This window comes from Streptomyces zhihengii (assembly GCF_016919245.1).
GTDB lineage: Bacteria > Actinomycetota > Actinomycetes > Streptomycetales > Streptomycetaceae > Streptomyces > Streptomyces zhihengii.
In genome coordinates this window covers 1,259,954-1,285,007 of sequence record NZ_JAFEJA010000002.1, presented here as the reverse complement: position 1 = coordinate 1,285,007, position 25,054 = coordinate 1,259,954, and the positions used below count along the sequence as shown (strand labels likewise).

The 25,054-nt window shown below is 74.0% G+C and carries 27 protein-coding genes; 10 read left to right on the top strand and 17 right to left on the bottom strand.

What is annotated here, in order from left to right; all coding sequences use genetic code 11:
* Positions 1 to 260: 260 nt before the first annotated feature.
* The 4 genes from JE024_RS33355 to JE024_RS33340 all read right to left on the bottom strand — a co-directional run bounded on the left by JE024_RS33355 (position 261) and on the right by JE024_RS33340 (position 4,009).
* Positions 261 to 1,391 (bottom strand): sensor histidine kinase, encoded by a 1,131-nt coding sequence (locus tag JE024_RS33355; RefSeq protein WP_205377614.1) that lies wholly within the window; start codon positions 1,389 to 1,391, stop codon positions 261 to 263.
* Complete coding sequence (locus tag JE024_RS33350; RefSeq protein WP_244883334.1) at positions 1,384 to 2,223, bottom strand: response regulator transcription factor; 840 nt, start codon at positions 2,221 to 2,223, stop codon at positions 1,384 to 1,386. The genes JE024_RS33355 and JE024_RS33350 overlap by 8 nt, the downstream gene beginning before the upstream one ends.
* Positions 2,224 to 2,304: 81 nt before the next feature.
* The gene (locus JE024_RS33345; protein WP_205377613.1) at positions 2,305 to 3,138 is read right to left on the bottom strand and encodes a DUF3152 domain-containing protein; all 834 of its coding nucleotides are present in this window, start codon (positions 3,136 to 3,138) and stop codon (positions 2,305 to 2,307) included.
* A gap of 97 nt (positions 3,139 to 3,235) precedes the next feature.
* A complete protein-coding gene (locus JE024_RS33340) occupies positions 3,236 to 4,009 on the bottom strand; it encodes a nitroreductase (protein WP_244883332.1) in 774 nt (257 codons plus the stop codon).
* 256 nt (positions 4,010 to 4,265) lie between these two features.
* Here JE024_RS33340 and JE024_RS33335 point away from each other — a divergent pair, with 256 nt between their 5' ends.
* The gene (locus JE024_RS33335) at positions 4,266 to 5,189 is read left to right on the top strand and encodes a YihY/virulence factor BrkB family protein (protein ID WP_205377612.1); all 924 of its coding nucleotides are present in this window, start codon (positions 4,266 to 4,268) and stop codon (positions 5,187 to 5,189) included.
* A 27-nt stretch (positions 5,190 to 5,216) separates the two neighbouring features.
* Here the strand turns inward: JE024_RS33335 and JE024_RS33330 are convergent, their stop codons facing one another.
* The 8 genes from JE024_RS33330 to JE024_RS33290 form a co-directional block, all read right to left on the bottom strand.
* Entirely contained in the window at positions 5,217 to 5,957 is a 741-nt protein-coding gene (locus JE024_RS33330; RefSeq protein ID WP_205377611.1) for a nucleotidyltransferase domain-containing protein, read from the bottom strand.
* Between the two features lie 182 nt (positions 5,958 to 6,139).
* Positions 6,140 to 7,606: an alpha/beta hydrolase gene (locus JE024_RS33325; RefSeq protein WP_244883330.1), complete on the bottom strand. Its 1,467-nt coding sequence runs from the start codon at positions 7,604 to 7,606 to the stop codon at positions 6,140 to 6,142.
* A 208-nt stretch (positions 7,607 to 7,814) separates the two neighbouring features.
* Positions 7,815 to 8,390 (bottom strand): dihydrofolate reductase family protein, encoded by a 576-nt coding sequence (locus JE024_RS33320; RefSeq protein ID WP_205377610.1) that lies wholly within the window; start codon positions 8,388 to 8,390, stop codon positions 7,815 to 7,817.
* 324 nt (positions 8,391 to 8,714) lie between these two features.
* Complete coding sequence (locus JE024_RS33315; RefSeq protein WP_205377609.1) at positions 8,715 to 9,320, bottom strand: hypothetical protein; 606 nt, start codon at positions 9,318 to 9,320, stop codon at positions 8,715 to 8,717.
* 115 nt (positions 9,321 to 9,435) lie between these two features.
* Positions 9,436 to 10,368 carry a CDP-diacylglycerol diphosphatase gene (locus JE024_RS33310; protein WP_244883328.1) on the bottom strand — a complete coding sequence of 311 codons (933 nt, stop codon included), beginning with the start codon at positions 10,366 to 10,368 and terminating at the stop codon, positions 9,436 to 9,438.
* Between the two features lie 497 nt (positions 10,369 to 10,865).
* Positions 10,866 to 11,189 carry a hypothetical protein gene (locus JE024_RS33305; RefSeq protein ID WP_205377608.1) on the bottom strand — a complete coding sequence of 108 codons (324 nt, stop codon included), beginning with the start codon at positions 11,187 to 11,189 and terminating at the stop codon, positions 10,866 to 10,868.
* Entirely contained in the window at positions 11,186 to 11,983 is a 798-nt protein-coding gene (locus JE024_RS33295; protein WP_244883326.1) for an Asp23/Gls24 family envelope stress response protein, read from the bottom strand. The genes JE024_RS33305 and JE024_RS33295 overlap by 4 nt, the downstream gene beginning before the upstream one ends.
* Positions 11,980 to 12,564, bottom strand: a complete 585-nt coding sequence (locus JE024_RS33290) for an RNA polymerase sigma factor (protein WP_244883325.1) — start codon at positions 12,562 to 12,564, stop codon at positions 11,980 to 11,982. Before JE024_RS33290 ends, JE024_RS33295 begins: the two co-directional genes overlap by 4 nt.
* A 207-nt stretch (positions 12,565 to 12,771) precedes the next feature.
* On the opposite strand from JE024_RS33290, the gene JE024_RS33285 reads away from it, so the two are divergent.
* Together JE024_RS33285 and tatA are read left to right on the top strand one after the other, a co-directional pair.
* Positions 12,772 to 13,347 (top strand): TerD family protein, encoded by a 576-nt coding sequence (locus JE024_RS33285; protein ID WP_205377606.1) that lies wholly within the window; start codon positions 12,772 to 12,774, stop codon positions 13,345 to 13,347.
* A 77-nt stretch (positions 13,348 to 13,424) separates the two neighbouring features.
* Positions 13,425 to 13,679, top strand: a complete 255-nt coding sequence (tatA, locus tag JE024_RS33280; RefSeq protein WP_205377605.1) for a twin-arginine translocase TatA/TatE family subunit — start codon at positions 13,425 to 13,427, stop codon at positions 13,677 to 13,679.
* A gap of 94 nt (positions 13,680 to 13,773) precedes the next feature.
* Here the strand turns inward: tatA and JE024_RS33275 are convergent, their stop codons facing one another.
* Together JE024_RS33275 and eno are read right to left on the bottom strand one after the other, a co-directional pair.
* Positions 13,774 to 13,998, bottom strand: coding sequence for a hypothetical protein (locus JE024_RS33275; RefSeq protein ID WP_205377604.1), 225 nt, complete (start codon positions 13,996 to 13,998; stop codon positions 13,774 to 13,776).
* Between the two features lie 363 nt (positions 13,999 to 14,361).
* On the bottom strand, positions 14,362 to 15,669 hold the full coding sequence (eno, locus tag JE024_RS33270; RefSeq protein WP_205377603.1) for a phosphopyruvate hydratase: 1,308 nt from the start codon (positions 15,667 to 15,669) through the stop codon (positions 14,362 to 14,364).
* Between the two features lie 161 nt (positions 15,670 to 15,830).
* Here eno and JE024_RS33265 point away from each other — a divergent pair, with 161 nt between their 5' ends.
* From JE024_RS33265 to JE024_RS33250, 4 genes are all read left to right on the top strand, one after another.
* Complete coding sequence (locus JE024_RS33265; protein WP_205377602.1) at positions 15,831 to 16,253, top strand: MarR family winged helix-turn-helix transcriptional regulator; 423 nt, start codon at positions 15,831 to 15,833, stop codon at positions 16,251 to 16,253.
* Positions 16,254 to 16,423: 170 nt separating this feature from the next.
* Positions 16,424 to 17,656, top strand: coding sequence for an NAD(P)/FAD-dependent oxidoreductase (locus JE024_RS33260; protein ID WP_205377601.1), 1,233 nt, complete (start codon positions 16,424 to 16,426; stop codon positions 17,654 to 17,656).
* A complete protein-coding gene (locus JE024_RS33255; RefSeq protein ID WP_205377600.1) occupies positions 17,653 to 18,552 on the top strand; it encodes an RNA polymerase sigma-70 factor in 900 nt (299 codons plus the stop codon). Before JE024_RS33260 ends, JE024_RS33255 begins: the two co-directional genes overlap by 4 nt.
* A gap of 81 nt (positions 18,553 to 18,633) precedes the next feature.
* On the top strand, positions 18,634 to 18,972 hold the full coding sequence (locus tag JE024_RS33250) for a hypothetical protein (RefSeq protein WP_205377599.1): 339 nt from the start codon (positions 18,634 to 18,636) through the stop codon (positions 18,970 to 18,972).
* Between the two features lie 45 nt (positions 18,973 to 19,017).
* Here JE024_RS33250 and JE024_RS33245 read toward each other — a convergent pair whose 3' ends face one another.
* Positions 19,018 to 20,025 (bottom strand): winged helix-turn-helix domain-containing protein, encoded by a 1,008-nt coding sequence (locus tag JE024_RS33245; protein WP_205377598.1) that lies wholly within the window; start codon positions 20,023 to 20,025, stop codon positions 19,018 to 19,020.
* 147 nt (positions 20,026 to 20,172) lie between these two features.
* Between JE024_RS33245 and JE024_RS33240 the strand changes: the two genes are divergently transcribed.
* The gene (locus JE024_RS33240) at positions 20,173 to 20,505 is read left to right on the top strand and encodes an alpha-amylase inhibitor (RefSeq protein ID WP_205377597.1); all 333 of its coding nucleotides are present in this window, start codon (positions 20,173 to 20,175) and stop codon (positions 20,503 to 20,505) included.
* A 272-nt stretch (positions 20,506 to 20,777) separates the two neighbouring features.
* Entirely contained in the window at positions 20,778 to 21,854 is a 1,077-nt protein-coding gene (locus tag JE024_RS33235; RefSeq protein ID WP_244883317.1) for a polyprenyl synthetase family protein, read from the top strand.
* Between the two features lie 2 nt (positions 21,855 to 21,856).
* On the opposite strand, the gene JE024_RS33230 is transcribed toward JE024_RS33235, so the two are convergent.
* Positions 21,857 to 22,423, bottom strand: a complete 567-nt coding sequence (locus tag JE024_RS33230; protein ID WP_205377595.1) for a GNAT family N-acetyltransferase — start codon at positions 22,421 to 22,423, stop codon at positions 21,857 to 21,859.
* Positions 22,424 to 22,477: 54 nt separating this feature from the next.
* The gene (locus tag JE024_RS33225; RefSeq protein ID WP_205377594.1) at positions 22,478 to 22,846 is read right to left on the bottom strand and encodes a VOC family protein; all 369 of its coding nucleotides are present in this window, start codon (positions 22,844 to 22,846) and stop codon (positions 22,478 to 22,480) included.
* Between the two features lie 176 nt (positions 22,847 to 23,022).
* Here JE024_RS33225 and JE024_RS33220 point away from each other — a divergent pair, with 176 nt between their 5' ends.
* Positions 23,023 to 24,975 (top strand): APC family permease, encoded by a 1,953-nt coding sequence (locus JE024_RS33220; protein WP_205377593.1) that lies wholly within the window; start codon positions 23,023 to 23,025, stop codon positions 24,973 to 24,975.
* Positions 24,976 to 25,054: the final 79 nt, after the last annotated feature.

Genomic DNA, 25,054 nt, shown 5'->3' with positions numbered 1-25,054 from the left:
ACCGCCCGGCGGACGCGCGGATACCGGACGCCGGGGCCGGCGGGCCCGGTGGCGCCGGTCGCGCCGCTGTCGGCTGCGCCGGTGGTCGCGGAACCGGCCGTCCCGGGAGCGGCGGGCCCGGTGGCGTCCGGCCCGGTCCCCCGTACGTCCGGTGCAGCCGGTGGGTTCGGTGTGTTCGGTGTGTCCGGGGTGCCGGCACGCCGTCGGCCGCCGCCCTCCCGCGGTGCGCGGGGGGCGTCTCGCAGTGCTTCGGTCACGGGTCAGCTGTCCTTCGGGAAGGGTTTCGAGGAGGGCGCGGGCGGCGCGGGCAGTCGCACGTCGACGCGGAGGCCGCCGCCGGCGCGAGGGGCGAGGACGAGGGAGCCGTCGTGCACCTCGGTGATCCGCCGGACGATGGCCAGCCCGAGTCCGACACCCGCGTGGTCGCCGCGCAGCCGCGCGGTGGCGCGCTGGAACGGTTCGGTGAGCGTCGCGATCAGCTCGGGGGCGAGGTGCTCGCCGTGGTTCTCGACCGTGAGCACCACGGTCCCGGCGGGGCCCGCCCCGGTGCTGACCCGGACCTCGCCCCCGTCGGCGACGTTGTGCACGATCGCGTTGTGCACGAGGTTCGTCGTGAGCTGGAGCAGCAGCGCCGGTGACCCGAGGGCCGGCGCGACGTCCCCGGAGGTCTCCAGGGTGACACCGCGCTTCTCGGCGAGCGGGAGCAGCGTCTCGGTGGCCTCCTCCACGAGGAGGGAGAGGTCGACGGGCTCCCGGGTGAAGGACCTCTGGTCGGCGCGGCTGAGCACGAGCAGCGCCTCGGTGAGGTCGATCGCGCGCGCGTTGACGGCGTGCAGGCGGTCCAGCGTCTCGCGGAGGTCCTGGTCCGGATCGTCGCGGGCCACGTCGAGGAGCGCCCGCGAGATCGCCAGCGGGGTGCGCAGTTCGTGCGAGGCGTTGGCCGCGAATCTCCGCTGCTCGGCCATGTGCGCTTCGAGGCGGGCGAGCATCGTGTCGAAGGCGTCGGCGAGTTCGCGGAACTCGTCGCTGCGGCCCGGCAGCCGGATGCGGTGGGAGAGGGATCCGCGGGTGGCGGTGCGGGTCGCCTCCGTGATGCGGGTCAGCGGGGCGAGCATGCGGCCGGCGAGTATCCACCCGCCGACGAGGCCGAACACCAGCAGGAAGCCCAGTACCGCGGCCGCCCTCGGGGCGAAGACGTCGAGGAGCGCGGACCGGATGGGGAAGACCCCGTCGGGACGGTCGCTGGGGTCGATGAGCATCGCGCGGTCGGGGACGTAGCGCAGCAGGAACACCCACACCGCCGCGAGCAGCAGCAGACCGGCGAAGACGAGGAAACCGGCGTAGCTGAGGGTGAGCCTGACGCGGACGCTGAGCCCGGGCCGTCTATCCACGGTCCGCTCCCCCGTGGTCCGACGACGGCCGACCGCTGTCGGCTCCCCCGTGGTCCGACAACGGCCGACCACCGTCCGCTCCCCCGTGGTCCGACGACATCCGACCACCGTCCGCTCCCCCGTGGTCCGACGACATCCGACCACCGTCCGCTCCCCCGTGGTCCGCCGAGGGCCGGGTGTCGATGCGGTACCCGGCGCCGGGAACGGTGGCGATGACCCAGGGCTCCCCGAGCCGTTTGCGCAGGGCGGAGACCGTGATGCGGACGGCGTTGGTGAACGGGTCGGCGTTCTCGTCCCAGGCCCGCTCCAACAGTTCCTCGGCGCTGACGACACCGCCGTCGGAGGCGACGAGGACTTCGAGCACGGCGAACTGCTTCCTGGTCAGCGCCACATAGCGGCCGTCGCGGTGGACCTCGCGGCGGAACGGGTCGAGCCGCAGGCCGGCGATCTCGCGGACGGGCGGTCTGCTGTGGGCGCGGCGGCGGTCGAGCGCCCTGAGCCGGAGCACGAGTTCCCGGAGCTCGAACGGTTTGGTGAGGTAGTCGTCGGCGCCGAGTCCGAAGCCGGTGGCCTTGTCGTCGAGCCGGTCGGCGGCGGTGAGCATGAGGATCGGCATGCCGCTGCCGGAGGTGACGATGCGTCGGGCGATCTCGTCGCCGGACGGGCCGGGGATGTCCCGGTCGAGCACGGCGATGTCGTAGCTGTTCACGGTGAGCATCTCCCAGGCGGTGTCCCCGTCACCGGCGATGTCGGAGGCGATCGCCTCACGGCGCAGGCCGTCGCGGATGGCCTCGGCCATGTAGGGCTCGTCCTCGACGATCAGCACTCGCATGTCCCGAGGGTACGAGTCGCCCCATATCGTCGGCATATCGAAAGCCTCCCGGGCACCTGGCGGGGCCGTCCCGCCCGTCGTTCAGGGCTCGTGGGGACCGTCGTGGAACGTGCCGTCACGGCCGTAGGGCCAGGCGTTGGACACACAGCCGTGCAGTCCCTTGATCTGCTGCATCATCACCGGGGCGGGCGCGCCGGGCCCGGGGCAGCCGCGGTGGCCGTACCCGAGCCAGTGTCCGACCTCGTGGTTGACGATCAGCGCCCGGTACTCCTCGGGCGGCCCGTCGAACTCGGGCGAACCGAGCTGCCAGCGCCGGAGGTTGACGACGACCGTCGCGCCGACCCGGCAGTTGAGCTCGCCCCGGGTGTCGAGGCCGCCGGTCGCGCAGATGCCGTCGGAGGTGTGCGGGGTGGCGATGCGGATCACCAGGGTGGCGCTGTCGTCGGCGACCTGTCGGAAGGCGGTGCCGTCGCCGCGCGACCAGCCCTGTTCGTGGCCGAGGATCGCGGCGATCCGCTCGGCGGCGTCGTCGGGGCGGACGCCGCTGCCGTCCTCCGTCTCGACCCGGTAGGGCCTGCCCGCACCGGTGGCCCGCGCTCCGGCGGTGGCGGTGGTGAAGGTGCCGGGGCCGGATTCCGGCACGGACGAGCGGGTGGGGGCCCGCGCCGTGCCCGCCGGGTCCGGCGCGGCCGTCTCCCCGGCCGGGGTGGCCCCGGCGGCGTCCCGGCCCGAGCGGTCGTGCGGTCCGGGCAGGCCGTGGGCGACGGCGAGGTAGAGCGAGGCGGCGCCGGCGGCCAGCAGGGCGGTGGTGGCGGCTGCCCTGCGGCGTCCTGTCCTGCGGCGCGCCGTCCCGCGGCGTCCGGGGGCGGCCCGGTGGGTGCGCGCCCCGGGGTGGTCCTGTCGTGCGTCGAGCATGGGTCCACTGAAGGCGACCGGCTGTTGCGGCGGCGTATGCGGTTTCCGATACGCGCGCGATACACGCCCCGGGCGGCACCGGACCGGGCGGAGACCGTCAGTCGGTGTGCCAGGTGGTGGCGTTCCCGGTGTCCTCGCGGCCGGTGCGGAACCCGTTGACGGGATGGCCGGGGTCGGCGTATCCGAAGGCTATGCCCGCCACCACCCGCCGGCCGGGAGGGAGGGCGAAGTGGTCGCGGAGGAAGTCGGAGTAGGAGGCGAGGGCGGCCTGCGGGGCCGCGGCGAGCCCGAGGCTCTGGGCGGCGAGCAGGAAGGTGCCGATGTAGAGGCCGCAGTCGACGGCGCCGTACACGCCGAGGTCGGCCTCGGTGGTGACGAGGGCGACGTGCGGGGCGTCGAACAGCTCGAAGTTGCGCAGCAGTTGGATCAGCCGCGCCTCCTGGTCGTCCTTGCGGATCCCGAGGCTGTCGTAGAGCTGGTGGCCGCACGCGCGGCGGCGTTCCCGGTAGGCGCCGGTGTACTGGACGGGGAAGGGGAAGTCGGGCGCGGGCGTGCCGGTGGCGACATGGGCCGTGAGCCGGGTGCGCAGCCGCTCGGTCGCGGCGCCCTCGGTGAGGTGGACGTGCCAGGGCTGGGTGTTGCACCAGGACGGGGTGCGCTGGGCCAGGCGCAGCAGTTCCTCCACGACGGCCCGGGGCACCGGGTCCGGGCGGAACTGGCGGCAGGTGAACCGCTCGGCGAGGATCCGGTCCAGCGCCCGGTGCAGACCGGTGCCGGGGCCGGTGTCCCCATCGGCGCCGCCGTCGGCGCCGCCGTCGGCGCCGGTGCGGTGGGGGGTGTCGCTGTCCGGGTGGGTGCCGGCGGGTGTCACGGGCCCTCCGTGGGTGCGGTCTCGTCTCGGGACCGCACTGTATCCGGGGCGTCCGGGGCACGTCGCGGGTGCACTCCTGTGGCACTCGGCACCCCGTGGGACACGGGAGGGCACGCGTCCCGTGGACCACGTCCGCCGGGCGTCTGACCGGGGATTTCACGGGAAGGCGCGTCACAGCGGCTGCGCGACGGTGTCCATCCACCGTGACAGCACCATCACGGCGCCTTGCCGGGCGTTCGACGAAGAGGACGTGGGCATGACGACGCAGCACACCGCACCGATGCGGCGGACCACGGGCCGCCCCGTCCCGGCCTGGTGGCCGGCCCTGCGCCGCACGCCGGTGACCATGTGGAACGACGACGTCACCGACGACGCGGCGGCGCTGACCTACTACGCCATCCTCGCCGTGCTGCCGACGCTCCTGGTGATCGTGCTGGCCTTCGGAGTCGTCAGCCCGGGCACCGCCGAGCAGTTCACCGCCCATGTCGCGCAGTACGCCCCGGGCCAGTCCGGCGCCGAGCTGCACGACCTCCTCGCCCGCGCGCTCACACCCCACTCCGCCACGTGGACGGTGATGGCCGCGGGCGCCGTCAGCGCCCTGTGGTCGGCGTGCAGCTATCTGGCGGTCTTCCGCCGTTCCCTGCACCGCATGCACGGCATGCCCGACAGCCGCTCGCCGTGGCGCAAGGCCCACCGCATCGTGGCCACCGCCCTGCTCCTGCTCGCCCTGCTCGTCGTCAGCGCCCTGGTGCTGCTGCTGAGCGGACCGGTCGCCGCCGCCCTCGGCCGCCTGCTGCATCTGAGCACCGCCGTGCCGCTGGTCTGGAGTCTCGCGCGCTGGCCGCTGCTGCTCGGCCTGGTGGCGGCCCTCGTGGTCATCGTCTTCCACACCGGCCCCGCCCCCGCGCGCCGGCGCCGCCACAGCGTCTCCGGCGGTGTGCTGGCCGCCGCGCTGTGGCTGGCCGTCTCGGCGGGCTTCGCGCTCTACACCTCCGTCCTCGGCACCTACAGCCGCCTGTACGGGTCGCTGGCCGGGACGGTCGTCTTCCTCGTCTGGCTGTGGCTGTCCAATCTCGCCCTGCTGACGGGCGCCCAGTTCACCGCCGAACTGCAGTCCCGCATCCCGCTCGCGGACGCCCCCGCCCGATCCGCGGCGCCGGACGGCCGGGACGAGGGCTGACGGGGCGGGCGCGCCCCGCGGGGCGTCTCAGCCGGATTCCGCCGCGAGCGCGTAGCGCACGATGCGGCGCTGCTCGTCGGTCATGTGCGCGTCGAAGAGGGCGCAGGCGGCGCGGAACAGCTCGATCGCGGCGGCAGAGCTCCTGCGCGGGTCCTCGCCGCCCGCGGCGAGCGCCGCCGTCTGGGCGTCGCGCCACGCGCCGCCGAGTCGGTCGGCGAGCAGATGCCAGAGGTGGTTCTCGGAGGGGAAGAAGGTACGGGTGCCGCCCGCGACCACCGGCGCCAGGTGGACGGCGAGGATCGACGCCTGGACGCGGGCGTTGACCCGGTCCTCGCGCGCGATCGCCCGGTGCAGCTTCATGACCTCCTCCGCGTAGCCGTACACGGCCTGCGCCGCCCAGACCTCGGGTGTGGGATCGAGCAGGTCCCACGTCCACCGGCGGGCGTGGTCGACGAGCTCCCGGGCCCGCCCGTGGGGATCGTCGAGGATCAGCGCGTCGCGCCACGCGGGGACGACCTGGCCGCAGGAATGGGGGTTCGCCATGTTGGCGAGGTGCTCGTCGGCGGTGGCGAAACTCCAGGAGACCGGGCCGAGTCCGGTGAGGCGGAAGACGTAGCCGGGGCCGTTCCCCACACAGACGACGTCGATGTCCGACCAGGGCGTCGCGTCCCCCCGAGCATGGCTTCCCACCAGCACCGCGGCCTCCGGTTGCGGGTCCCACTCCCGCAGCAGCGGCTTCAGTTCCCGGGCCCAGTCGACAGCGGTCACGCTTTCCTCCGTGGTGGCGGCCGTCCCTCGTTCTCACGACCTGCGGGCTGATGTGCGGGTGCCGGTCGGCAATTCTCGCCGCCACGTCATGTTCTCGCACACCGTTTCGGCGATCCACGGCTCGGCGGCGCGCGGCCGGCGGGGCGGGCCGGAACCGGACCGGACCCCGCCGGGCACCCCGGCTACGGGACGATGCCCACGCCCTCGATCCGGCTCCACGCCGCCTCCTGGGCCGCCGTCATGGCCGGCCAGGAGAGCCCGCCCGGCCGCGGGGCGACCCGGGAGGCGTAGGGCGCGGGACGGAAGGCGGGGTCGTAGTGGCAGCCGGTCCGGTGCACGGTGTCGAAGGACGGGCAGGAGGCGGCGACGGACCGCGGAGTGGGCTTCCGCCCCGTCCGCGCCCAGGTGTCCAGGGCGGCGACGGAGGTGGCGTACTCGGCGGCGCTCAGCCCGCTGTGCTCGCTCTCCGTGGTGAACGTCTGCACCAGGTGGTGGTCCCGGCGGGCGCCGCGGAGCGTGGCGAGGTAGGCGGCCTCGTGCTCGACGAAGGCGGTGGGGTCGTCGACGGCGTGCAGGGTGAGCACCGGGACGGCCACACGGCCGGTGAGGTCGCTGTCCCAGGACAGGTCGCGCCGGGCGCCGGGATCGGCCCGGAACCGTGCGACACCGGCGTTGAGCGCGCGGTCGTCGTGCGAACCGGTGTAGCGGACGCCCTGGTTGCCGAACGGGTTCCGGCCGCCCAGGCGGTGGTGGACGATGTCGCGGAAGGTGAAGACGGCGAAGCGCAGATGGGTTTCGAGCGTGCGCTCCGGGATGCGGGTGACGGCCAGGATGTCGTCGAGGTTGCGCTGCTGGAGCGCCGTCCGCTCCCCCGCCGGCGCGTCGTACCCGGTGCACTCCCGCAGACGGGCGCGCAGGCCCGCCGACGTCAGGGTGGAATCGGCGCGAAGCCCCTGCCACAGCGGGTACGAGGGCTCGCCGGGGCGGGGGAGGTTCTTGCAGTAGTACTGGTAGACCACCCGCAGGTCGACCCGCTGGTCGTAGCCGCGCGACCCGCCGGCCAGCACGCCGTTGGTGAGCAGGGCGCCGTCGTAGGGCCCGTGTTCGGTGGCGTACGTCTCCACGGTCTTGGCGGCGACGTTGCCGCCCCAGGACTGCCCGTGGAGGTACGTGCGCTCCGGCCGCCCGAACTCGCGGACGAAGAGCCGGCGCAGGTTCTCGGTGTCCTCGGCCGCCATGCGGGTGCCGTAGCCGCCCCGGCGGTACGAGGAACCGGCCCAGGCGTACCCCTCGTCCACCATCACCGACCACCGGTCCAGGTCGTCGGTGCTCCTCGCCGGATCGGACCCCTCGCCGAGGTCGGGGCCGCCGTGGGCGTGGACGACGAGGGAGCCGTTCCACTCCTTGGGCACGGCGATGGCGTAGTGGGCGCCGTTGACGTCCCGTCCGGTGTAACAGTCCGCCGTCTCCCCCACGTTCGCCGGGCACACGGCGGGAGCCGGACGGTCCGTCACCCCGGCGGCCCGGGCCGCCCCCGCCGGGCCGAACGTGGTCGCGACGAGCCCCGCGACCCCGGCCACCACCGCGAGCCGGTGCCGCATCCGTGAACGGGCCTGTACGGGCATGCCGGGGTGTGGGCTGCTGCTCATGTGACGGTGCATCTCCTCGGAGCCGTGGTGCGGGTTTCCGCTGGTGGGGTGCGATGCTAGGAACCCCTCGCCACGGGCACCATGGGCCGGCGCGTTTCGTTCATACTGTGCGCGGAACGGCCCCGGATCGGCGCACGGGCACGCGGCGGCGGGAGCGGGTCACCGCTCGACGACCGGCCCGCGTCCTCGAACCGCCCGACCGGCGCGTTCAGCGCCTCGTCTCGTACCTGTTCAGGACCACGCCACCGGGAAACGTCCGCGTCTCCAGCAGGTTCAGCTTCGTCCGGCCGTCCAGCGCGGTGAAGAACGGTGTGCCGCCGCCCACCAGGACGGGGTGGGTGACGATCGTGTACTCGTCGATCAGCCCGGCCCGCATCGCCGCCCCGGCGAGCGCCGCGCCTCCGACCCGCATCGGGCCACCGTCCCCGGCCTTGAGCCGGGTGATCTCCGCGACCGCGTCGCCGGTGAACAGGCGGGCGTTCCAGCGGGCGTTCCAGTCGGCCTCGTCGAGCGTCGAGGAGAACACCGCCTTCGGCGTGTCCCGCCAGTTCCGCGCGAACGCGACATGCGCCGCGTCGGCGCCCGGCTGCTGGTCGCCCGTCGGCCAGTAGGAGCTCATGGTCTCCCACAGCCTGCGCCCGTAGAGCATCAGGCCGACCGCCTGCTCCTCTTCGAGCCAGAACTGGAACAGCTCGTCGCTCGGCTCGCCCCAGGCGATGTCGTCACCGGGCGCGGCGACATAGCCGTCCAGGGAAAGGTTCATGCCGTAGTGAAGTCTCCGCATGGCGCCGGCCTTCCGTCCGTCGGTCTCCGGAGTCTAGACGGGCCGTGCGCCCGGAATCCGGGAGCCGGGCGGTGTGGTCGCGGCCGCATGCGAAGCCGCCGCCGTGCCCGCCCGGAGCCGCGCTGTGCACCCTGGCTTGTGCGCCCTCGGCGTGCACCCTCGGCGCCTTCGCCGTGCGCCTTCGCCGTGCGCCTTCGCCGTGCGTCCTCGGCGTGCGTCCTCGCCGTGCGCCTTCGCCGTGCGCCCTCGGCGTGCGTCCTCGGCGTGCGTCCTCGGCGTGCGCCTTCGCCGTGTGCCCTCGGCGTGCGGCCCCACCATGCGCCCTCAGGGGCGGAGGCCGGTGTGGGCGAGGGTGAGCGCGGCGAGGGCCGCGACGGTCCTGGGGTCGCCGCGGCGCCAGGCGTCGGCGAAGCCGCCGGGTGGGGTGGGCAGTGCGGCGAGGGCGGAAGGCGGGCCGGTGAGGGCGCGCAGGGCGAGCAGATCGGCGCCGCCGGGTGCCTCGGCGAGGCGGCGGACGGTGGCGCTGCGGCGGATCCAGAGCAGACGCGGCGGGAGCCACAGCACCAGGATGAGGAGCACGGGCACGACGATGAGGGCCGCGGCGGTCGCGTCCGCGACCTGGGTGACGGTGTCCTGCAAGGAGGCGCCGGCGTCCGCGAATCCGGTGCCGGCGTCGGCCGCGGCCTGGAGCGGCTTCTTCAGGACGTCGCCGATGAACGGCACGTCCCCCGCCGCGTCCGAGGCGTTGCCGAGTTCCTCGGCGAGGCCGTCGCCGGAACTCTCGACCTCCCGCCCCGGGACGGCCAGCAACAGGATCGTGTCGCGGACGAGGAGGGCCGTCCACACCGTGACGGCGATCAGCACCACCGCGACCAGGTCCACGAGCACCTGGCGGCTGCGGCGTGCGGGGGTCTGGGCGTAGAGGCGCAACGGCGGGCTCCTGTTCGGGTCAGGGCGTGGCGCGGGGGCGTCGGCAGCGAAGGAGCCGGGCCCGCCCCGCGTGTGTCGCGGCCGGCTCGGCCGAGGCCCGGCCGCCGCCGCGGCCTCAGGTGTAGACGAGCAGGTGGTCGCAGGTGCTGGTGCCGTCGTGGAGCGACGCGTCGCTGTTGAGGACGTAGAAGCTGCCGGCGAATCCGCCCGCCGGTGTCGTCTTCGGCACGACGACCAAGGTCTGGTCGGCCATGTCCAGCCCGAACCGCACCACCACGTACCGGTTCAGCAGGGCGAAGAGGTTCTGGTCGAGGCTGTTGAGCCTGAGCACCCGGTAGGTGCGGTCGCCGGAGCCGAGGGTGCCGGTCACGGCGGCCTGGTACTGGAGGTCGCCCCACTGCGACGGCTGGAAGGCGACGCGCCCGGTCGCCTCCAGTTCCTGGAGCCGCCGCTGGGTGCTCGCCCGGACGCCCGCCATGTGGATGTGGAGCTGGTTGAGCCGGCGGGCTCCCTTCGAATTGACCCCCAGTCCGATGTTCGGGAACTGCACGGGGACACTGCCCCCGCTCCGCGCGTTCTCCCACGCGGCGTCCCAGTAATTCGCGGCGTCGTTCGTGACGATGAACGGGCACTCGATTCCCGTGATCCGGCAACTCGGCAGGAGCAGGAAATTGTGCGGGGAGACCGGCTTGCCGTGCAGGACGACGTAATGCGATGTGACCTTCAGGCAGTCGGGCTTCTGCTGGGGCGGCGGCGGGGCGATGCCCTGGGTGCAGTACCGCACGTCGTGCCAGAGGGAGTCGTTGTCGGCGGGGCTGCCGCACAGGGCCTGCATGTGCGCGGGAGGGCAGGGACTCTGGCCTCCCCCGGGCGGGTTCGGGTCGGTGGGGCAGGGGCACGGACACGACGCGGGGCCGGCGGGCACGGGGCCCGACGCCGCTGACGCGCCACCCGCGGAACCGGCGAGCAGCGCGCCGGCACCGAGGGCGCCGGAGAGTGCGACGAAGCGGCGCCGGGGGACGCCGTTCGCCGTGTCGTTGTCGTTCATGCGTGCGCTCCGAGGGTCGGGGAGTGTGTCCGGCTGCTGCCCGCGGGCGAGGGCGAACGGTGCCGTCCGGTGCGCGCCCTCGCCGATCCGCTCACAAAGTAGGGGATCGCGATCGCATTTACTAACAGGTGAATGAGGAGGCGTCGGCTATTACTCCATGAGGAGGCCGCCGCTTTTCAGTGACGGCCGATTCGGTGACCGCGGCGGCGGATTTCCGTGGGCGGCGCGACGGATTCTCGCCGCCGGCTGCCGCTTCCCGCGGGCGGCGCGACGGATTCCCGTGGGCGGGCCGACGGGTTCTCGTCGCCGGCGCCCGATTCCCGCGGGCGGGGCGGCCGGGTCCCGCGGCGGAGTCGCCGACACCGTGCGCCGTCCGGCGAGTTCGCGACGCGTCACGTGCCGGCGGGACGGCCCCGCCCGGCGGGGCGGGGCCGTCCGGCGGGGCGGGGCCGTCCGGCGGGGCGGGCCGTCCGCGCTGTCTCCGGTTCCGTGCCCGGTCACACCATGCCGGTGACGGTGACGGTGACCCGGGCGGCCCGCTCCGGCCGTGCGGTCCTCAGGTACGCGCCGACGGCGGCACCGGTGGCGCGGGCGACGTCCAGGGCGCGGGCGTCGGCGAGCGTGACGATACGGACCTCGATCCGCCAGGGGCCCGCGCCGTCCGGCGGGCTGATGCGCAGCCCGCCCGCGTCGGTCCCCTCCTGCCGGGCGCCGGAGAGCGCCGATCGCAGCCGGCCGCTGACACCGGGGGTGAGGAAGGCGACGCCCGGCACCCGGCGTACCTCGGCGGCGAGTTCGTCGGTGAGCGTGGTGGGTGTCATCGGTCGGACCCCTCCTCCTCGGTGCCGCCCGGGTGGCCCGGGCCCCCGGGCCCGCCCGGGTCGTCGTGCCCGCCCGGGACCCCTGGTCGGTCCGGGACGTCGGGCCCGCCCGGGACGTCGGTTCGGTCCGGGTCGTCGTGCCCGCCGGGGCCGCCCGGAACCCGGGGTCGGTCCGGGACGTCGGGCCCGCCCGGGACGTCGGGTCCCCCGACCAGATCGGTGATGTGGATGTCGATGCCGTCGATCCGCAGCCCCAGCCGCCGCTCGGCCGCCCGCTGGACGTGTGCGCGCGCCTGCTCGGCCAGACCGGGCAGGTCGCCGGCGTCGAGCGGGAGCTGGACGCCGAGCCGTACGGTGACGCGGCCCGTGGCCGTGTCGCTCGCGGGGACGATGCGGCAGGACCCCGCGCGGACGCCGGGTGCCTGTTCGGCGGCGGTGCGCAGCACGCGGGCGGCCGGCGCCTCCATGATCCAGAGGTCCTCGTCGGGTTCGCCGAGGGGCAACGGGCGTCCGGGGCGCAGCTCCATCCGGACGACGTCCATGACCCGCCGGGTCAGGGGTGCCGCGTCGTAGGACGGGGTGCCGGGCGTGTCGTCGCGCAGCTCCCGTACCGCCGTCTCCAGGCGGTCCAGGTCACCGGCCGCGCGGCGGCAGTGCGGGCAGGTGCGGCCGTGGTCGTCGGTGGTGCCCTCCTCCCAGTCGGCCCACACCCGGGACAGCAGGCGCCCGCAGGGCAGCAGCTCGTCGTCCGGGTCGGGGGCCGGGGAGGCGGGCGGGTGGTTACCGGAGGTCATTGCCAGGCCCCCAATGCGTGGGTCAGTTGGCGTCGGGCGCGGAACACGCGGGCGCGGACCGCCTGCTGGGTGATGCCGACGGTCTCCGCGATGAACTCGTAGGACCGGCCGTCCCATTCCCTGAGCACCCAGCAGGTGCGCTGTTCGTCCGACAGTCCGTCGAGCGCCCGCAGCAGGTCCTCCACGGCGGTGCGCCCCTCGGTGATGCGGTCGGGGGCGACGGTGTGCGTCGGTGCGGCCGGTTCGTGGGCGGCGTCGAGCGGCGCCTGGGGTCTGCGGGCGCGCAGGACGTTCAGACAGCGGTTGGTGACGATGCGGTACAGCCAGGTGCCGACGGCGGAGCCGCCGCGGAATTCGGGCAGCTTGCGCCAGGCGCTGATGAAGGACTCCTGCACCGCGTCCTCCGCCTCGGCCCGGTTGCCGAGCAGCCGGGTCGCGAGCCGGACCAGCGCCGGGGCGTGCCGGCGGACCAGGACGGCGAACGCCTCCTCGTCGCCCTCCGCCGCGCGGACGGCCAGCAGGGAGTCGTCGGGCTCGTCCCCGGTGTCCGGTGGTCCGGTGGGTGTGGGATCCCCCGCCACGGGGCCCTCCTCTCGTTCGTTCCGTCCCATTGGACACGTCTTCGGCGCGGGTGTGACGCACGCGGGGGCGGGTGTCGGCGAGCGGTGCCGTCACGGGCTCCTCCGGAACGCCCGCGACCGGGACCTCTACTTCTACACTGGTGTAGATTTTCCTTGGCTCGCGACGAGCCGGCACACCGAGAACACCGACTGGGGACGGGACTTGATATGGGCGTGAGCCTGGGCAAGGGCGGCAACGTTTCGCTGAGCAAGGAGGCCCCGGGACTGACCGCGGTCCTGGTCGGTCTGGGCTGGGACGTGCGGACCACCTCGGGAGCGGACTTCGACCTCGACGCCAGCGCGCTGCTGCTGAACGAGACGGGCAAGGTCGCATCCGATCAGCACTTCGTCTTCTACAACAACCTCACCAGCCCCGACGGCTCGGTCGAGCACACCGGGGACAACCTGACCGGCGAGGGCGACGGCGACGACGAGTCGATCAAGGTGAACCTGGCCGCCGTACCGGCCGGCGTCTCCCGGATCGTCTTCCCGGTCTCGATCCACGACGCCGTCTCCCGGGGCCAGAGCTTCGGCCAGGTGCGCAACGCCTTCATCCGCGTGGTGAACCAGGCGGGCGGGGTCGAGCTCGCCCGCTACGACCTGTCCGAGGACGCCTCGACCGAGACCGCCATGGTCTTCGGCGAGCTCTACCGCAACGGCGCCGAGTGGAAGTTCCGCGCCGTCGGCCAGGGCTACGCCTCCGGACTCGCGGGAATCGCCTCCGACTTCGGCGTCAATGTCTGACCCGTGTTCACCCGGCGCGACCCGTCGCGCCGCACTCCAGCCGGCCGCCCACGGGCGCCTCGAGAAAGCGTGAACCGGTGTTCGGACTCAGCGAACTCGCGATCCTCCTGATCGTCATTCTGATCGTGTTCGGCGCGAAGAAGCTCCCCGACCTCGCCCGCAACGCGGGCAAGGCGGCGCGCATCCTCAAGAGCGAGGCGAAGGCGATGAAGGCCCAGGAGCCGCCGGCCGACGGCCCCGGGCAGCCCCCGCGCACCATCCAGGGCCAGGTCGACCGCAGCGGGCCGCAGGGCGGCGGCACCCCGCCGGCCGACGGCGTCCCGCGCCCCTGACGCAGCGCCCGCCCGGACGGCGCACCGGGGCGGCCCCGGTGCGCCGGGGCCGCCCACGCCGCCGGGCACATCCGGTGCGGTCACCGGGCGCGCGTCACCGGCCGACGAGCAGCGGCACCAGCGCGGTGTCCCGGTGCCTGCGGCGGTACGCCTCCCGGCGGGCGGTGTGCACCGCCCGCCGGGCCCGGCAGAGCTCCCCGGCCGGGACATGGCACGTGGGGCACGGCTCCGCGTAGGCGCCGTGCCGGAACCTGGCGGCGGTCGTGTGCGCGGCGTCGTGCGCGGCATCCCCGGCCGGGGACGGGAGAAGGGTCGGCATGCCGTTCACCTGCCCCGCTTCAGGCGTTTCACCGGCACGGACACGGAAATCCTCGTACGCCCCGGGGCCGCTCCCGGCCCGGGTGCCCGCATCCGGCGCCGCCGCCCGCCGATCAGGCCGGGCGCGGGACCGCGCTCCCGTTGTCAGATGCTGCGCACAACGCCGCCGCCCGCCGATCAGGCCCGGCACGGGACAGCCCGCCCGTCAGGCCGGGCGCACAACGCCCGCCCGCCCGTCAGGCCCGGCGCAGGACGGCGCTCCCGCTCCTCAGGCCCGGCGCAAACGCCGCGTCCCCCCGTTCAGGCCCGGCACGGGACAGCCCGCCCGCCGATCAGGCCGGGCGCGGGACCGCGCTCCGGTTGTTCAGGCCCGTCGCAGGACCGAGCCGCCGGCGAAGCGGGCCGCGGTGCCCAGCTCCTCCTCGATGCGGATGAGCTGGTTGTACTTGGCCGTGCGGTCGGAACGGGAGAGCGAGCCGGTCTTGATCTGACCGCAGCCGGTGGCCACCGCCAGGTCCGCGATGGTGGTGTCCTCCGTCTCGCCCGAGCGGTGCGACATGACGGCCGTCCAGCCCGCGCGGTGCGCCGTGGCCACCGTGGCGAGCGCCTCGGTCAGGGTGCCGATCTGGTTGACCTTGACCAGGACCGAGTTGCCGACGCCGGTGCGGATGCCCTCGCGCACCAGCGCCTCGTCGGTGCAGAAGACGTCGTCCCCGGTGAGCTGGCAGCGGTCGCCGACGCGGGCGGTCAGCTCGCGCCAGCCGTCCAGGTCGTTCTCCGCCATCGGGTCCTCGACGGAGACGATCGGGTAGGCGTCGATGAGCTTCGCCAGGTAGTCGGCGTTCTCGGAGGGGGTGCGCCGCACGCCCTCGCCCGCGTAGTCGTAGACGCCGTCGCGGAAGAACTCCGACGACGCCGGGTCCATGATCAGGCCGATGTCGGCGCCGGGGCGGTAGCCGGTGCGCTCGATCGCGGCCATCACGAAGTCGAGCGCCTCCTCGGCCGTGCGCAGTGCGGGCGCGAAGCCGCCCTCGTCGCCGACGCCCGTGGAGTGGCCGGCGGCCAGCAGGTCGCGGCGCAGGGTGTGGAAGATCTCGCTGCCCATGCGGACGGCTTCGGCGAAGGTGTCCGCGCCCACGGGCGCGATCATGAACTCCTGGAAGTCCAGCGGATTGTCGGCGTGGGCGCCGCCGTTGACGATGTTCATCATCGGCAGCGGCAGCAGGTGTGCGTCCGGGCCGCCGAGGTGGCGGTAGAGGGGCTGACGGGCGGCGGCAGCGGCGGCCTTGGCGGTGGCGAGGGACACCCCGAGGATCGCGTTGGCGCCGAGCCGGGACTTGGCGGGGGTGCCGTCGAGGGCGACCAGTGCGGCGTCGAGGCCCGCCTGGTCCGCCGCGGCCCGGCCGCGCACGCACGCCGCGATCTCCCCGTCGACGCCCGCCACCGCACGGTCGACGCCCTTGCCGTGCCAGCGTGCGGCGTCCCCGTCGCGCAGTTCGACGGCCTCCCGGGCGCCGGTGGAGGCGCCGGAGGGGACGGCGGCGCGGCCCAGCGAGCCGTCCGACAGGACGACGTCGACCTCGACCGTGGGGTTGCCCCGGCTGTCGATGATCCGGCGGGCGGTGACGGTCTCGATGACGGCGCCGGTGGGCGCGGCGGTCTCTGCGGACATGGGAGTTCCTTCCCGTTGTCGTGTGCCGGGCCCCGGCTGCGACAGCGCTGGCGCTGAGCCCGACAACGCCAGACTCTACAGCAATGCTGTTCAGTTTAGCTGTGCAGTATTGCTGTACAGTTCGGGCGCGATGCCGCCTGCCCACCGGGGTAAAGTGCCCTATGCCCACCTCGGAAGCCGCCGCCATCGCCGCAGAACTGCGCACCGCGATGGGCAAGCTCACCCGGCGCGTCAAGCACGAGGACCGCATCCCCCTGGGGCAGGTCGCCGTGCTCGGCGCCCTCGACCGCGCCGGCGCCATGACCACCAGCGACCTCGCCGCCGACCAGCGCGTACGCCCCCAGTCGATGGCCCGGGCCGTGGGGCTGCTGATGGAACAGCACCTCGTCACACGCCGCGCCCACCCCACGGACGGCCGCAAGTCGCTCGTCGAGCTGACGGACGCGGGCCGGGCCGCGCTGGAGGCGGAGCGCGGCCGCCGCGCCGGATGGCTCGCGCAGGCCATCGACGCCGAACTCACGGACGAGGAACGGGAACTGCTCGCCCGGAGCGCCGCCCTGCTGGAGCGGCTCGCCACCCGTTAGACGGGGCGGGCACGCCCGTCCGCGACGACCGGGACCGAACCCGGCCGCCCTCACCGGACCGGGCGGCGGCCCCGGCCACGGATGCCTGGTGATCCGGATCACACGGTGTCACAGGGGCCGCCCAGGTGGTGTCTTGAGCGCGAACCGTTCAAGACGAGGGAGACGTCATCATGGTCGAGAACACCGATGTGGTCGTGGTGGGCGGCGGGTACGCCGGCGTCATGGCGGCCAATCGCCTGACGCGGCACGCCGGCCTGACCGTCACGCTGGTCAACCCGCGCCGCGATTTCGTCCACCGCGTCCGCCTGCACCAGATGGTCGGCGGGACCGGCACCGCCGTCGTCGCCTACGGAGAAGTGCTCGCGGAGCGGGTACGACTGGTGGTCGACAGCGCGGCCCGGATCGACGCGGCCGGTCGCCGCGTGGAGCTGGCGAGCGGGGGTGCGGTCGGCTACGACTACCTGGTCTACGCGGTCGGCAGCGACAGCGCCGACCCCCGGGTTCCCGGGGCAGCCGCGTTCGCCTACCCGGTCGCCGGACTGGAGGAGGCGCAGCGGCTGCTGCCGGTGCTCGCCGCCACCCCCGCGTCGGCCCCGGTGACCGTCGTCGGAGGCGGCCCCACGGGTATCGAGACCGCCGCCGAACTGGCGGAGCGGGGCCGCGAGGTGACCCTGGCCTGCGGTGGGGTGCTCGGTCCGTACCTGCACCGGCGGGGACGGCGGTCGGTGGCCGGGCGGCTGACGGCGCTCGGGGTCCGGGTCGTGGAGGGCGCCGCCGCGAAGGTGACGGCGGTGACGCGTGACGCGGTCCGGCTCGCCGACGGCCGGGAGCTGCCCAGCGCGGTGACCGTCTGGACCGCGGGATTCGGTGTGCCGGACCTGGCCTCGCGCAGCGGGCTGCGCACCGACGCACTGGGCCGCCTGCTCACGGACGAGACGCTGACGAGCGTGGACGACGACCGTGTCGTCGCCGCCGGGGACTCGGCGGCACCGTCCGGCCTGCCGCTGCGGATGAGCTGCCAGACGGCGATGCCGCTGGGGGCGCGGGCCGCCGACACGGTGCTCAGCCGGCTCGCCGGGGAACAACCGGAGCCACTCAGCCAGTCGTTCGGCGCGCAGTGCGTCAGTCTGGGCCGGGCCACCGGCATCTTCCAGTTCGGCAACAGGTCCGATGTCGCGGTCCCGTTCCACATCGACGGCCGCCTCGGCGCGACGATGAAGGAAGCCGTGTGCAAGGGCATCGTGAAGCATCTGGCCGACGAGGCGCACGCGCCCGGCGGGTACCGGCTGCACCGCGTGAAGGGCGGCGCGGGGCGCCGCAGGGCGCTGGAGGCCCTGAGCGCACCGGCCGCCGCGCGAATCCCCTCGTCCGCGGCGGCCGAGGGGGAGATGATCACGTCATGACTGAGGAACACACCGCCGACGGGGCGACCGAGACCTTCGTCGCCCTGCGCAACCTGCTCTTCACCGTCGCCTACGAGATGCTCGGCTCGGCCGCCGATGCCGAGGACGTCCTCCAGGAGACCTGGCTGCGATGGGTCGAGGTCGACCTCGGCCAGGTGCGCGACCGGCGCGCGTACCTGGTCCGGATCACGACCCGGCAGGCGCTCAACCGGCTGCGCACCATGTCCCGGCGCAAGGAGTCCTATGTGGGCCCGTGGCTGCCGGAACCCCTGCTGACCACACCGGACGTGGCCGAGGACGTGGAGCTCGCCGAGAGCGTGTCGATGGCCGTGATGCTGGTGCTGGAGACCTTGTCACCGACCGAGCGGGCCGTCTTCGTGCTGCGCGAGGTCTTCGACGTCGACTACGACGAGATCGCGGCGGCGGTCGGCAAGTCCCCGTCCGCCGTCCGCCAGATCGCCCACCGCGCCCGCCGCCACGTGGACGCCCGGCGTCCGCGCGCGGTGATCTCGCAGCGCCAGACGCGGGCGGCGGTGGAGTCGTTCGTGCGGGCGCTGGAGGGCGGGGACCTGCAAGGGCTGCTCGACGTGCTCGCACCCGACGTCGTCTACATGGGCGACGGCGGCGGTGTGAAGCACGCCGCGCTGCGGCCGGTCGTCGGCGCCGGCAAGGTGGCCCGCCTGCTGACCGGCGGCCTCGGCAGGAACACGGTCCCGATCACCCTCGTCCCCACCATGGTCAACGGCGGCCCGGCGCTGGCGATCCACCTGGACGGCGTGCTGGACGGCATCCTCGCGGCCCATGTGGAGGCCGGCCGCATCACCGGCCTGTACGCCGTCCGCAACCCCGAGAAGCTGTCCCGCATCGCCTCCGAGACCCCGCTCACCCTGCGCTGAACCCCCTGGCACCGCGGTGCCCGCACGCGGTTGTGACACCTCATCGCCGACTCGTTCCGACCCACGAGAGAGATCACTGGTATGGAGACCCTCCGGTACGTGTTCCTCGTCTTCCACCTCTTCGGGTTCGCCGCCCTCCTGGGCGGCGTCTTCTACCAGTTGAGAGCCAAGGACCCGGTGACGGGCGGCTACATGGTGACCAGCGCGGTCGTCCAGCTCGTCACCGGCACCGGGCTCGTCTGGACCCGGATATCCCTGGACCTTCCGGTGGACGGCCCGAAGACGGGGGTGAAGCTGGCCCTGGACGTCCTGGTGGCGGCGACCGCACTCGCCGGCATGCGCGACCGGCGGCCGTGGGCCTTCTTCGCGGTGGCGACGTTCACCGCGGCGGCGGCGGTCGTGGCCGTCGTGTGGACGTAGCCCCGGCGAGGGCTGCGGAGAGCCGAAGCCCCCGGCGCTCCGGGGTCAGGACGCGGTGCCGAGCAGGCCGGCACCCAGCGGGCTGAGGGAGTGGAGGGCGGTGTTGTGGTGGCGGAGGGTGGTGACCAGACCGGCGGTGCGCAGGACGGTGGCATGCTGGCTCGCGCTCGCCGAGGAGATGCCGGCGAGGCGGGCGAGTTCGGTGGTGGTGCGGCTCGGCCGGTGCGCGATGGTCCACAGCACGATGGCACGGGTGTGGCCGAGGAGTGCGGTCAGCGAGTCCGGGGCCGTGCCGAGGGCCCGCGCGGTGTCCGTGGGCAGCAGGAAGTCGCCGGTCTCACCGGGCCCGACCGGGTACGTCAGCCATGGCTGGTCCCCGGTGTCGTCCACCGCCGGGTACACGGCCCCGAAGACCGACGGGATCAGCAGCAGGCCGCGGCCGGAGAGATGGATGTCGCCGTCCGTTCCTGACGCCATGGTGAGTTCCAGCACGGGTGGTCTCCACCGGATGCAGCGGGGATTGAGCCGGGAGAACAGGTGATGCAGCCCGTGGTGGGTGAGCTGACGTCTGCGCATCGCCTGGTCCGCGCCGCAGAGGGTGTCGAGTTGCCGCCGGTAGGGGGCGATGATCTGCCGGTAGGTGTGGGCCGTCGTGTCCGCCAGTTCCGCCAGCAGCCGCTTGTCGCTGCCGAGTGACCTTGTCCATGCCGGGACGGGCCGCCGCCCCGCCCGCGCCGCCCAGGTCTCCATGTCCCCGCGGAGATCCGCGGCGGAGGTGGACCGGACGCGTTCCAGCGCCTCGTCCATGGTGTCCGCCGTCGCATGGTCGAGGAAGCCCACCGTCCAGCCTGTCGGCGGGATCAGGTCGAACAGGCCCCTCGCTCCGGGCGACAGGCGCCGGAACGATTCCCGGCGCCACGGCCCGAACCGGGTCGGATGGCTTCCCTCCTGGAGGAGCCGCACCGCGATGTCCAACTCCAGCATGGGACGCAGACCGTCCGCCAGTCGGGTGCGGGCGAGGTCCTCGGCGGTGAAGTGGATGCGTAACGGCATGCCCCGAGCCTGTCCCGAATGCCGTTGTTCGGGCTAGGCCAAATCACGTCGCCCGCCCGCCGGCCGGACATCCACTCTGTTCCCGGGACCACCATTCCCGGGACCACCGTTCCCGGGACCACCATCGCTCACGAGGGAGAACGCGACATGGCATCACCGTTCCTGCGCAAGGCGGCCGCGGCCGCGTCGGGCGCCGCCGTCGCCGGCGGCCTGCTGATCGTTCCGGCGGGCGCCGCTCAGGCCGCCACGGCGCAGCCGACGGCGGGCGGCACCGCGCCCGCGTGCATCGGGCGCTACGTCGAGGGCCAGGTCGACGGCTTCTTCGTCTCCCTGTCCAACGGCTGCGGCCGCACCATGCGGGTGCAGGTCGTCGTGAACTCCGCCCCCGACAGCCCCTGCTACACGCTGTCGGCGGGTTCCCACCGCACGTACACCTACGAGGGCATCCTGGGTACCTACGACCGGACGGCCGTCTGCTGACACCGGACCACCACCGCCTGCGGGTCCTCGCGATCTCCTGAGAGAGGAGACGCAGGCGTTGCCACGGGGGACACGGGCCGGGTCTCGGAGACGGGGGGAGACCCGGCCCGTACGGCGTTCGCTCCTCCCGGGCGCCACCGGCGGCGCCGGCCCGGAGCCGGGCGGCGACGCCCCGGGCGGGCCGGGCGGGCGCGGTCCGTAGGATGGCGGGCACCGGGGCGTGTCCGCCGGGCGGGCGTCGGGGGCAGTGGTGTCGGGAACCTGGGAGAGCAGTGACTGTGCAGACCTCGGCCGGTGTCCGCGAGCGGCTCGCCGGGCACCGGGAGCGCTTCGACGCGTTGTTCGCGGAGTACTTCACCGCGGTGGGCGGGCAGGCGCTGCCGCGGAGTTCGTTCGTGCCCGAGGCTCTGGACCTGGTGCGGGACATGTCGCTGCGCGGCGGGAAACGGCTGCGGGTCGCGCTGGTGCACGAGGCGGCGCGGCTGGTGACCGACGAGGCGGTGGCCGGTGCGGACGCGGCCGCGATCAGCATCGAACTGCTCCAGACCCACGGGCTGATCCACGACGACATCATCGACGACTCCCCCGTGCGCCGGGGGGCGCCGTCGGTGTACTACGCCTACCAGGAGCGGTTCCCGGAGCGCCCGCAGACGGCGCTGGGGCTTGCGGTGCTGGCCGGTGACCTGGCGGCGTTCCTGTCGGTACGGGTGCTGCTCGACGCGCCGGTGCCCGCGCCGCTGCGGCAGGCGATGGCAGCCGTGCACGCGTCGGCCGCGGCGGACACGGTGATCGGGCAGTTCCTCGATCTGGAGCGCGACTTCGGCCCGGTCCCCGGCCGTGAGGCGCTGGACACGGTGTCGGATTACAAGACCGCCCGGTACTCACTGCTCGCCCCGCTGCGGCTCGGTCTCCTCGCGGCCGGCGGGGACCCGGACGCCCACGGGGAGGAACTGGCCCGGTACGCGCGGCTCGTGGGGGTGAGCGGACAGATGCGCGACGACTACCTGGACCTGTTCGGGGACGCCGCGCTGATCGGCAAGCCTGCCGGATCGGATCTGCGGTCCGGCCGGCGAAGCTACGCGGTGTGCGCCGTGCTGGCGGCGGCGAGCGGTGGGGAGCGGGAGCTGGTCCAGGAGGCTCTCGACGCCCCCGGCTGCCCGCCGGAGACCGTCGCCCGGGTGCAGGACATCGCCCGGCGCCACGGCGTCGACGAGCACCTGCGCGCGGAGATCCGCCGTGGCGCGGAGAGCGCGAGCGCGGTGGCGGCCTCCTGGCGGGGCCGGTGGCGGGACGACGCCGTCGAGTTCTTCGAGCGGCTGCCGCTGTGGGGCGCTCAGCGCGCCCTGTGAGTTCAGGCCGCGCCCGCTCCGGGCGCGCGGGGTACGCCACGCGCGGGGGCGGCCCCGCGGTCCCGGGCGTGCAGATGGCCTTCGAGGGGGTGTGGCGGGCGGGGCGGGAGCACGGCCTGAAGGGCGTAGCCCGCCTTCTCCGCTACCCGGCAGGAGGCGGGATTGCCCGCGTTGTGCACCAGCTCCAGCCGGGTGGGGCCCTCCCCCCGGGCGGGATCGAAGGCCCACAGCGTCAGCATCGCAAGCGCCCGAGAGGCGACCCCCTGGCCGCGGGCGGGCGCGCCGGTCCAGTAGCCGATCTCCGCCACGCCGCGCGGCCCCGAGGGCTGCTTGAGCACGATGTGGCCCGCGATCCGCCCGCGGGCGACCATCGCGAAGCTGAGCCGCTCCCGTGTCCGCCACCCCGTCTCCTGCGCGGCGATCCAGCGCGCCGCGTCCTCCAGGTCGTCCACTCGGTGCGACGTCCAGCGGCGCAGTTCCCTGTCACCGGCCAGGGACAGCAGGGCGTCGGCGTCCCGTGCCGTCCACGGTCGCAGCGTCAGATCCGCCTCGGTCAGAACCACGTCCATGCCTTCGTCCCCCTCCCCTTCGTGCTGCGCACAGCCCTTTCGCGCACGGCGCGGTCAGCCTCTCACCAGGCAGAAGGGATGCCCGGCGGGATCGGTCAGCACCCGCCACCGGTTCTCGTCCGGCTGGTGATCCGGCTTGCCCGCGCCCAGTTCCAGCAGGCGGGCCTCCGCCTCGTCCAAGTCGTCGACCGCGAAGTCGAGATGGATCTGCTGGGGCACGCCCTGGTCGGGCCAGCGGGGGGCGCGGTAGCCGTCCACGCGCTGGAAGCCGAGGAGCAGACCGTTCCCGTCGGTGAGGCCGGCGAATTCCGCGTGCGACTCCGGGTGCGGGTCGAGGCCCGTGGCCTGCTGGTAGAAGGCCGCCAGAGCCGGCACGTCGGAGCAGTCGAGGGTGATCGCGCGCAGGCTCATCCGTGGCGGCATGCCACCACCCTAGTGGCGGCCGCCCCACCGCTCGGAGGCGGCCGGGGCTCCCGGTGGCGCGGCGGTGGGCGGGCGCGGCGGACCCCGGCCGCGAACGCCCGGTCCGGCCGGGCTGTGCGGGTGGCCGCCGGTGGTGCCTGCGCGGTCCCGGCCCGGCCGACCGCTGTGATGGACGCATGACCCTTGATCGGCCGATGTACCGCGTCAAGCGGCGGCTCCTCGGCAAGCCGCTCACCACCGAACGTGCCGGCGAGGAGAAGCTGGGCAACCGGACGGCGCTCGGCGTGCTCGCGTCCGACTGCATCAGTTCGTCGGCCTACGGCTCGGAGCAGATGCTCCGTACGCTGGTGCCCGTCGTCGGAGCGGCCGCCTTCACCCTGGTGATGCCGGTGACCGGCGCGATCCTGCTGGTGCTGCTGCTTCTGACGCTCTGCTACAGCGACGTCGTCACGATCTACACCCGGGCCGGTGGCTCCTACGTGGTGGCCCGGGAGAACTTCGGGCCGGACGTCGCGCAGGTCGCCGCCGTGGCCCTGCTGGTCGACTACATCGTCACCGTCGCCGTGCAGGTGTCGGCCGGCACGAACGCGCTGATCTCACTCGCGCACCTGGTCGGCGACGGCTGGACGGGGCTCGACCATCTCCAGTTGCCGGTCTCCGTGGCGATGATCGTGCTGCTCGGCTACGGGAATCTGCGCGGGGTCCGCGAGGCGGGCCGGATGTTCGCGCTGCCGGCCTATCTGTTCATCGCCGCGATGGGCCTGGTGTTCCTCGTCGCGGCGGTGCGCGCCCTGACGGGCGGGCTGCCGCACGCCGATCTGAACGCCCCGGGTGTGGTGCCGCTGGGCACGCCCGGCGACGGCTGGCTGTACGGCGCCTCGCTCTTCATCGTGCTGCGCTCCTTCGCCAACGGCGGCTCGTCCCTCACCGGGCTCGAAGCGATCTCGAACGGCATCTCCGCCTTCCGCGAGCCGCAGGGCCGCAACGCCCGGCGCACCCTCGTCACCATGAGCTGTGTGCTCGCCGCGCTGGTGCTGGGCGTCTCCACCCTCGCGCACGTCACCCACGCCGTGCCGTACACCGACGGCACCCCGACGGTCATCGCGCAGGAGGCACGGCTCGCCTTCGGCGACGGTACGGCCGGGACGATCGGGCTGGTCTTCGTGCAGCTCGCGACCGCGCTGGTGCTCTACACCGGTGCCAACACCCCGTTCACCGGCTTCCCGTTCCTGGCCAGTTTCGTCGCGCAGGACCGGTTCCTGCCGCGCATGCTCACCCGGCGCGGGCACCGGCTGGCCTTCTCCAACGGGATCGTCACGCTCTCCGCCCTCTCCCTGGCGCTGCTGCTCGTCACGGGCGCCAGTGTGGACAAGCTGGTGGCCCTCTACGCGATCGGTGTGTTCACCGCGTTCACCATGGCCGGGGCCGGTCTCACCGCCCACCATCTGCGCGGGCGCGAGCGGTTGCGCCGGGTGAAGATCGCGGTCAACGCGCTCGCGGCGATCGTGTCCGCCTCCGTCGTGCTGATCTTCGCCGTCACGAAATTCACCGAAGGCGCGTGGCTGGTCGTGGTGGTCTTCCCGCTCGGGGTCTGGGTGCTCATCCGGATCAACCGCGAGTACCGGCGCGAGGCCGCCGCCCTGGAGCGGCTGCCCACGGGCGCGGACCGGCCGCGCACACGCCGCCACCAGGTGTTCGTCCTCGTCGAGACGCTCGACCTCGCCACCCTCAAGGCCCTGCGCTACGCCCATGAGCTGCGGCCCGACAACGTGCGTGCGGTGCACTTCGCCATCGACGAGGCACACGCCCGCCGCCTGTCCGCCCGCTGGGCGTCGACGAACGCGACCTCGGTCGACCTGGAACTGGTGGCCTGCCCCGACCGCCGGCTGCGGCACGCGATGCGCGAACTGGCCGTGCGGACCACGCAGGACGGCGACACCTCCCTGACGGTCCTCGTGCCCCGGCGGATGTACGCCACCGCCCTCGGCAAGCTCCTCCACCGGGGCACCGGCGAGAAGATGGCGAAGACCCTGGAGCGACTGCCGCACGTCGCGGTCACGATCCTGCCGTTCAACGCCTCGCACGCCATCGAAGCCCTGGAGGCGGACCGTCTGCCCGACCTGGGCTGAGACGGACCGGCCCCCCGACGTGACGGGAGACGGACCGGCCGCCGGACGCGACGGGAGGCAGGCCGCCCGCCGGACACGC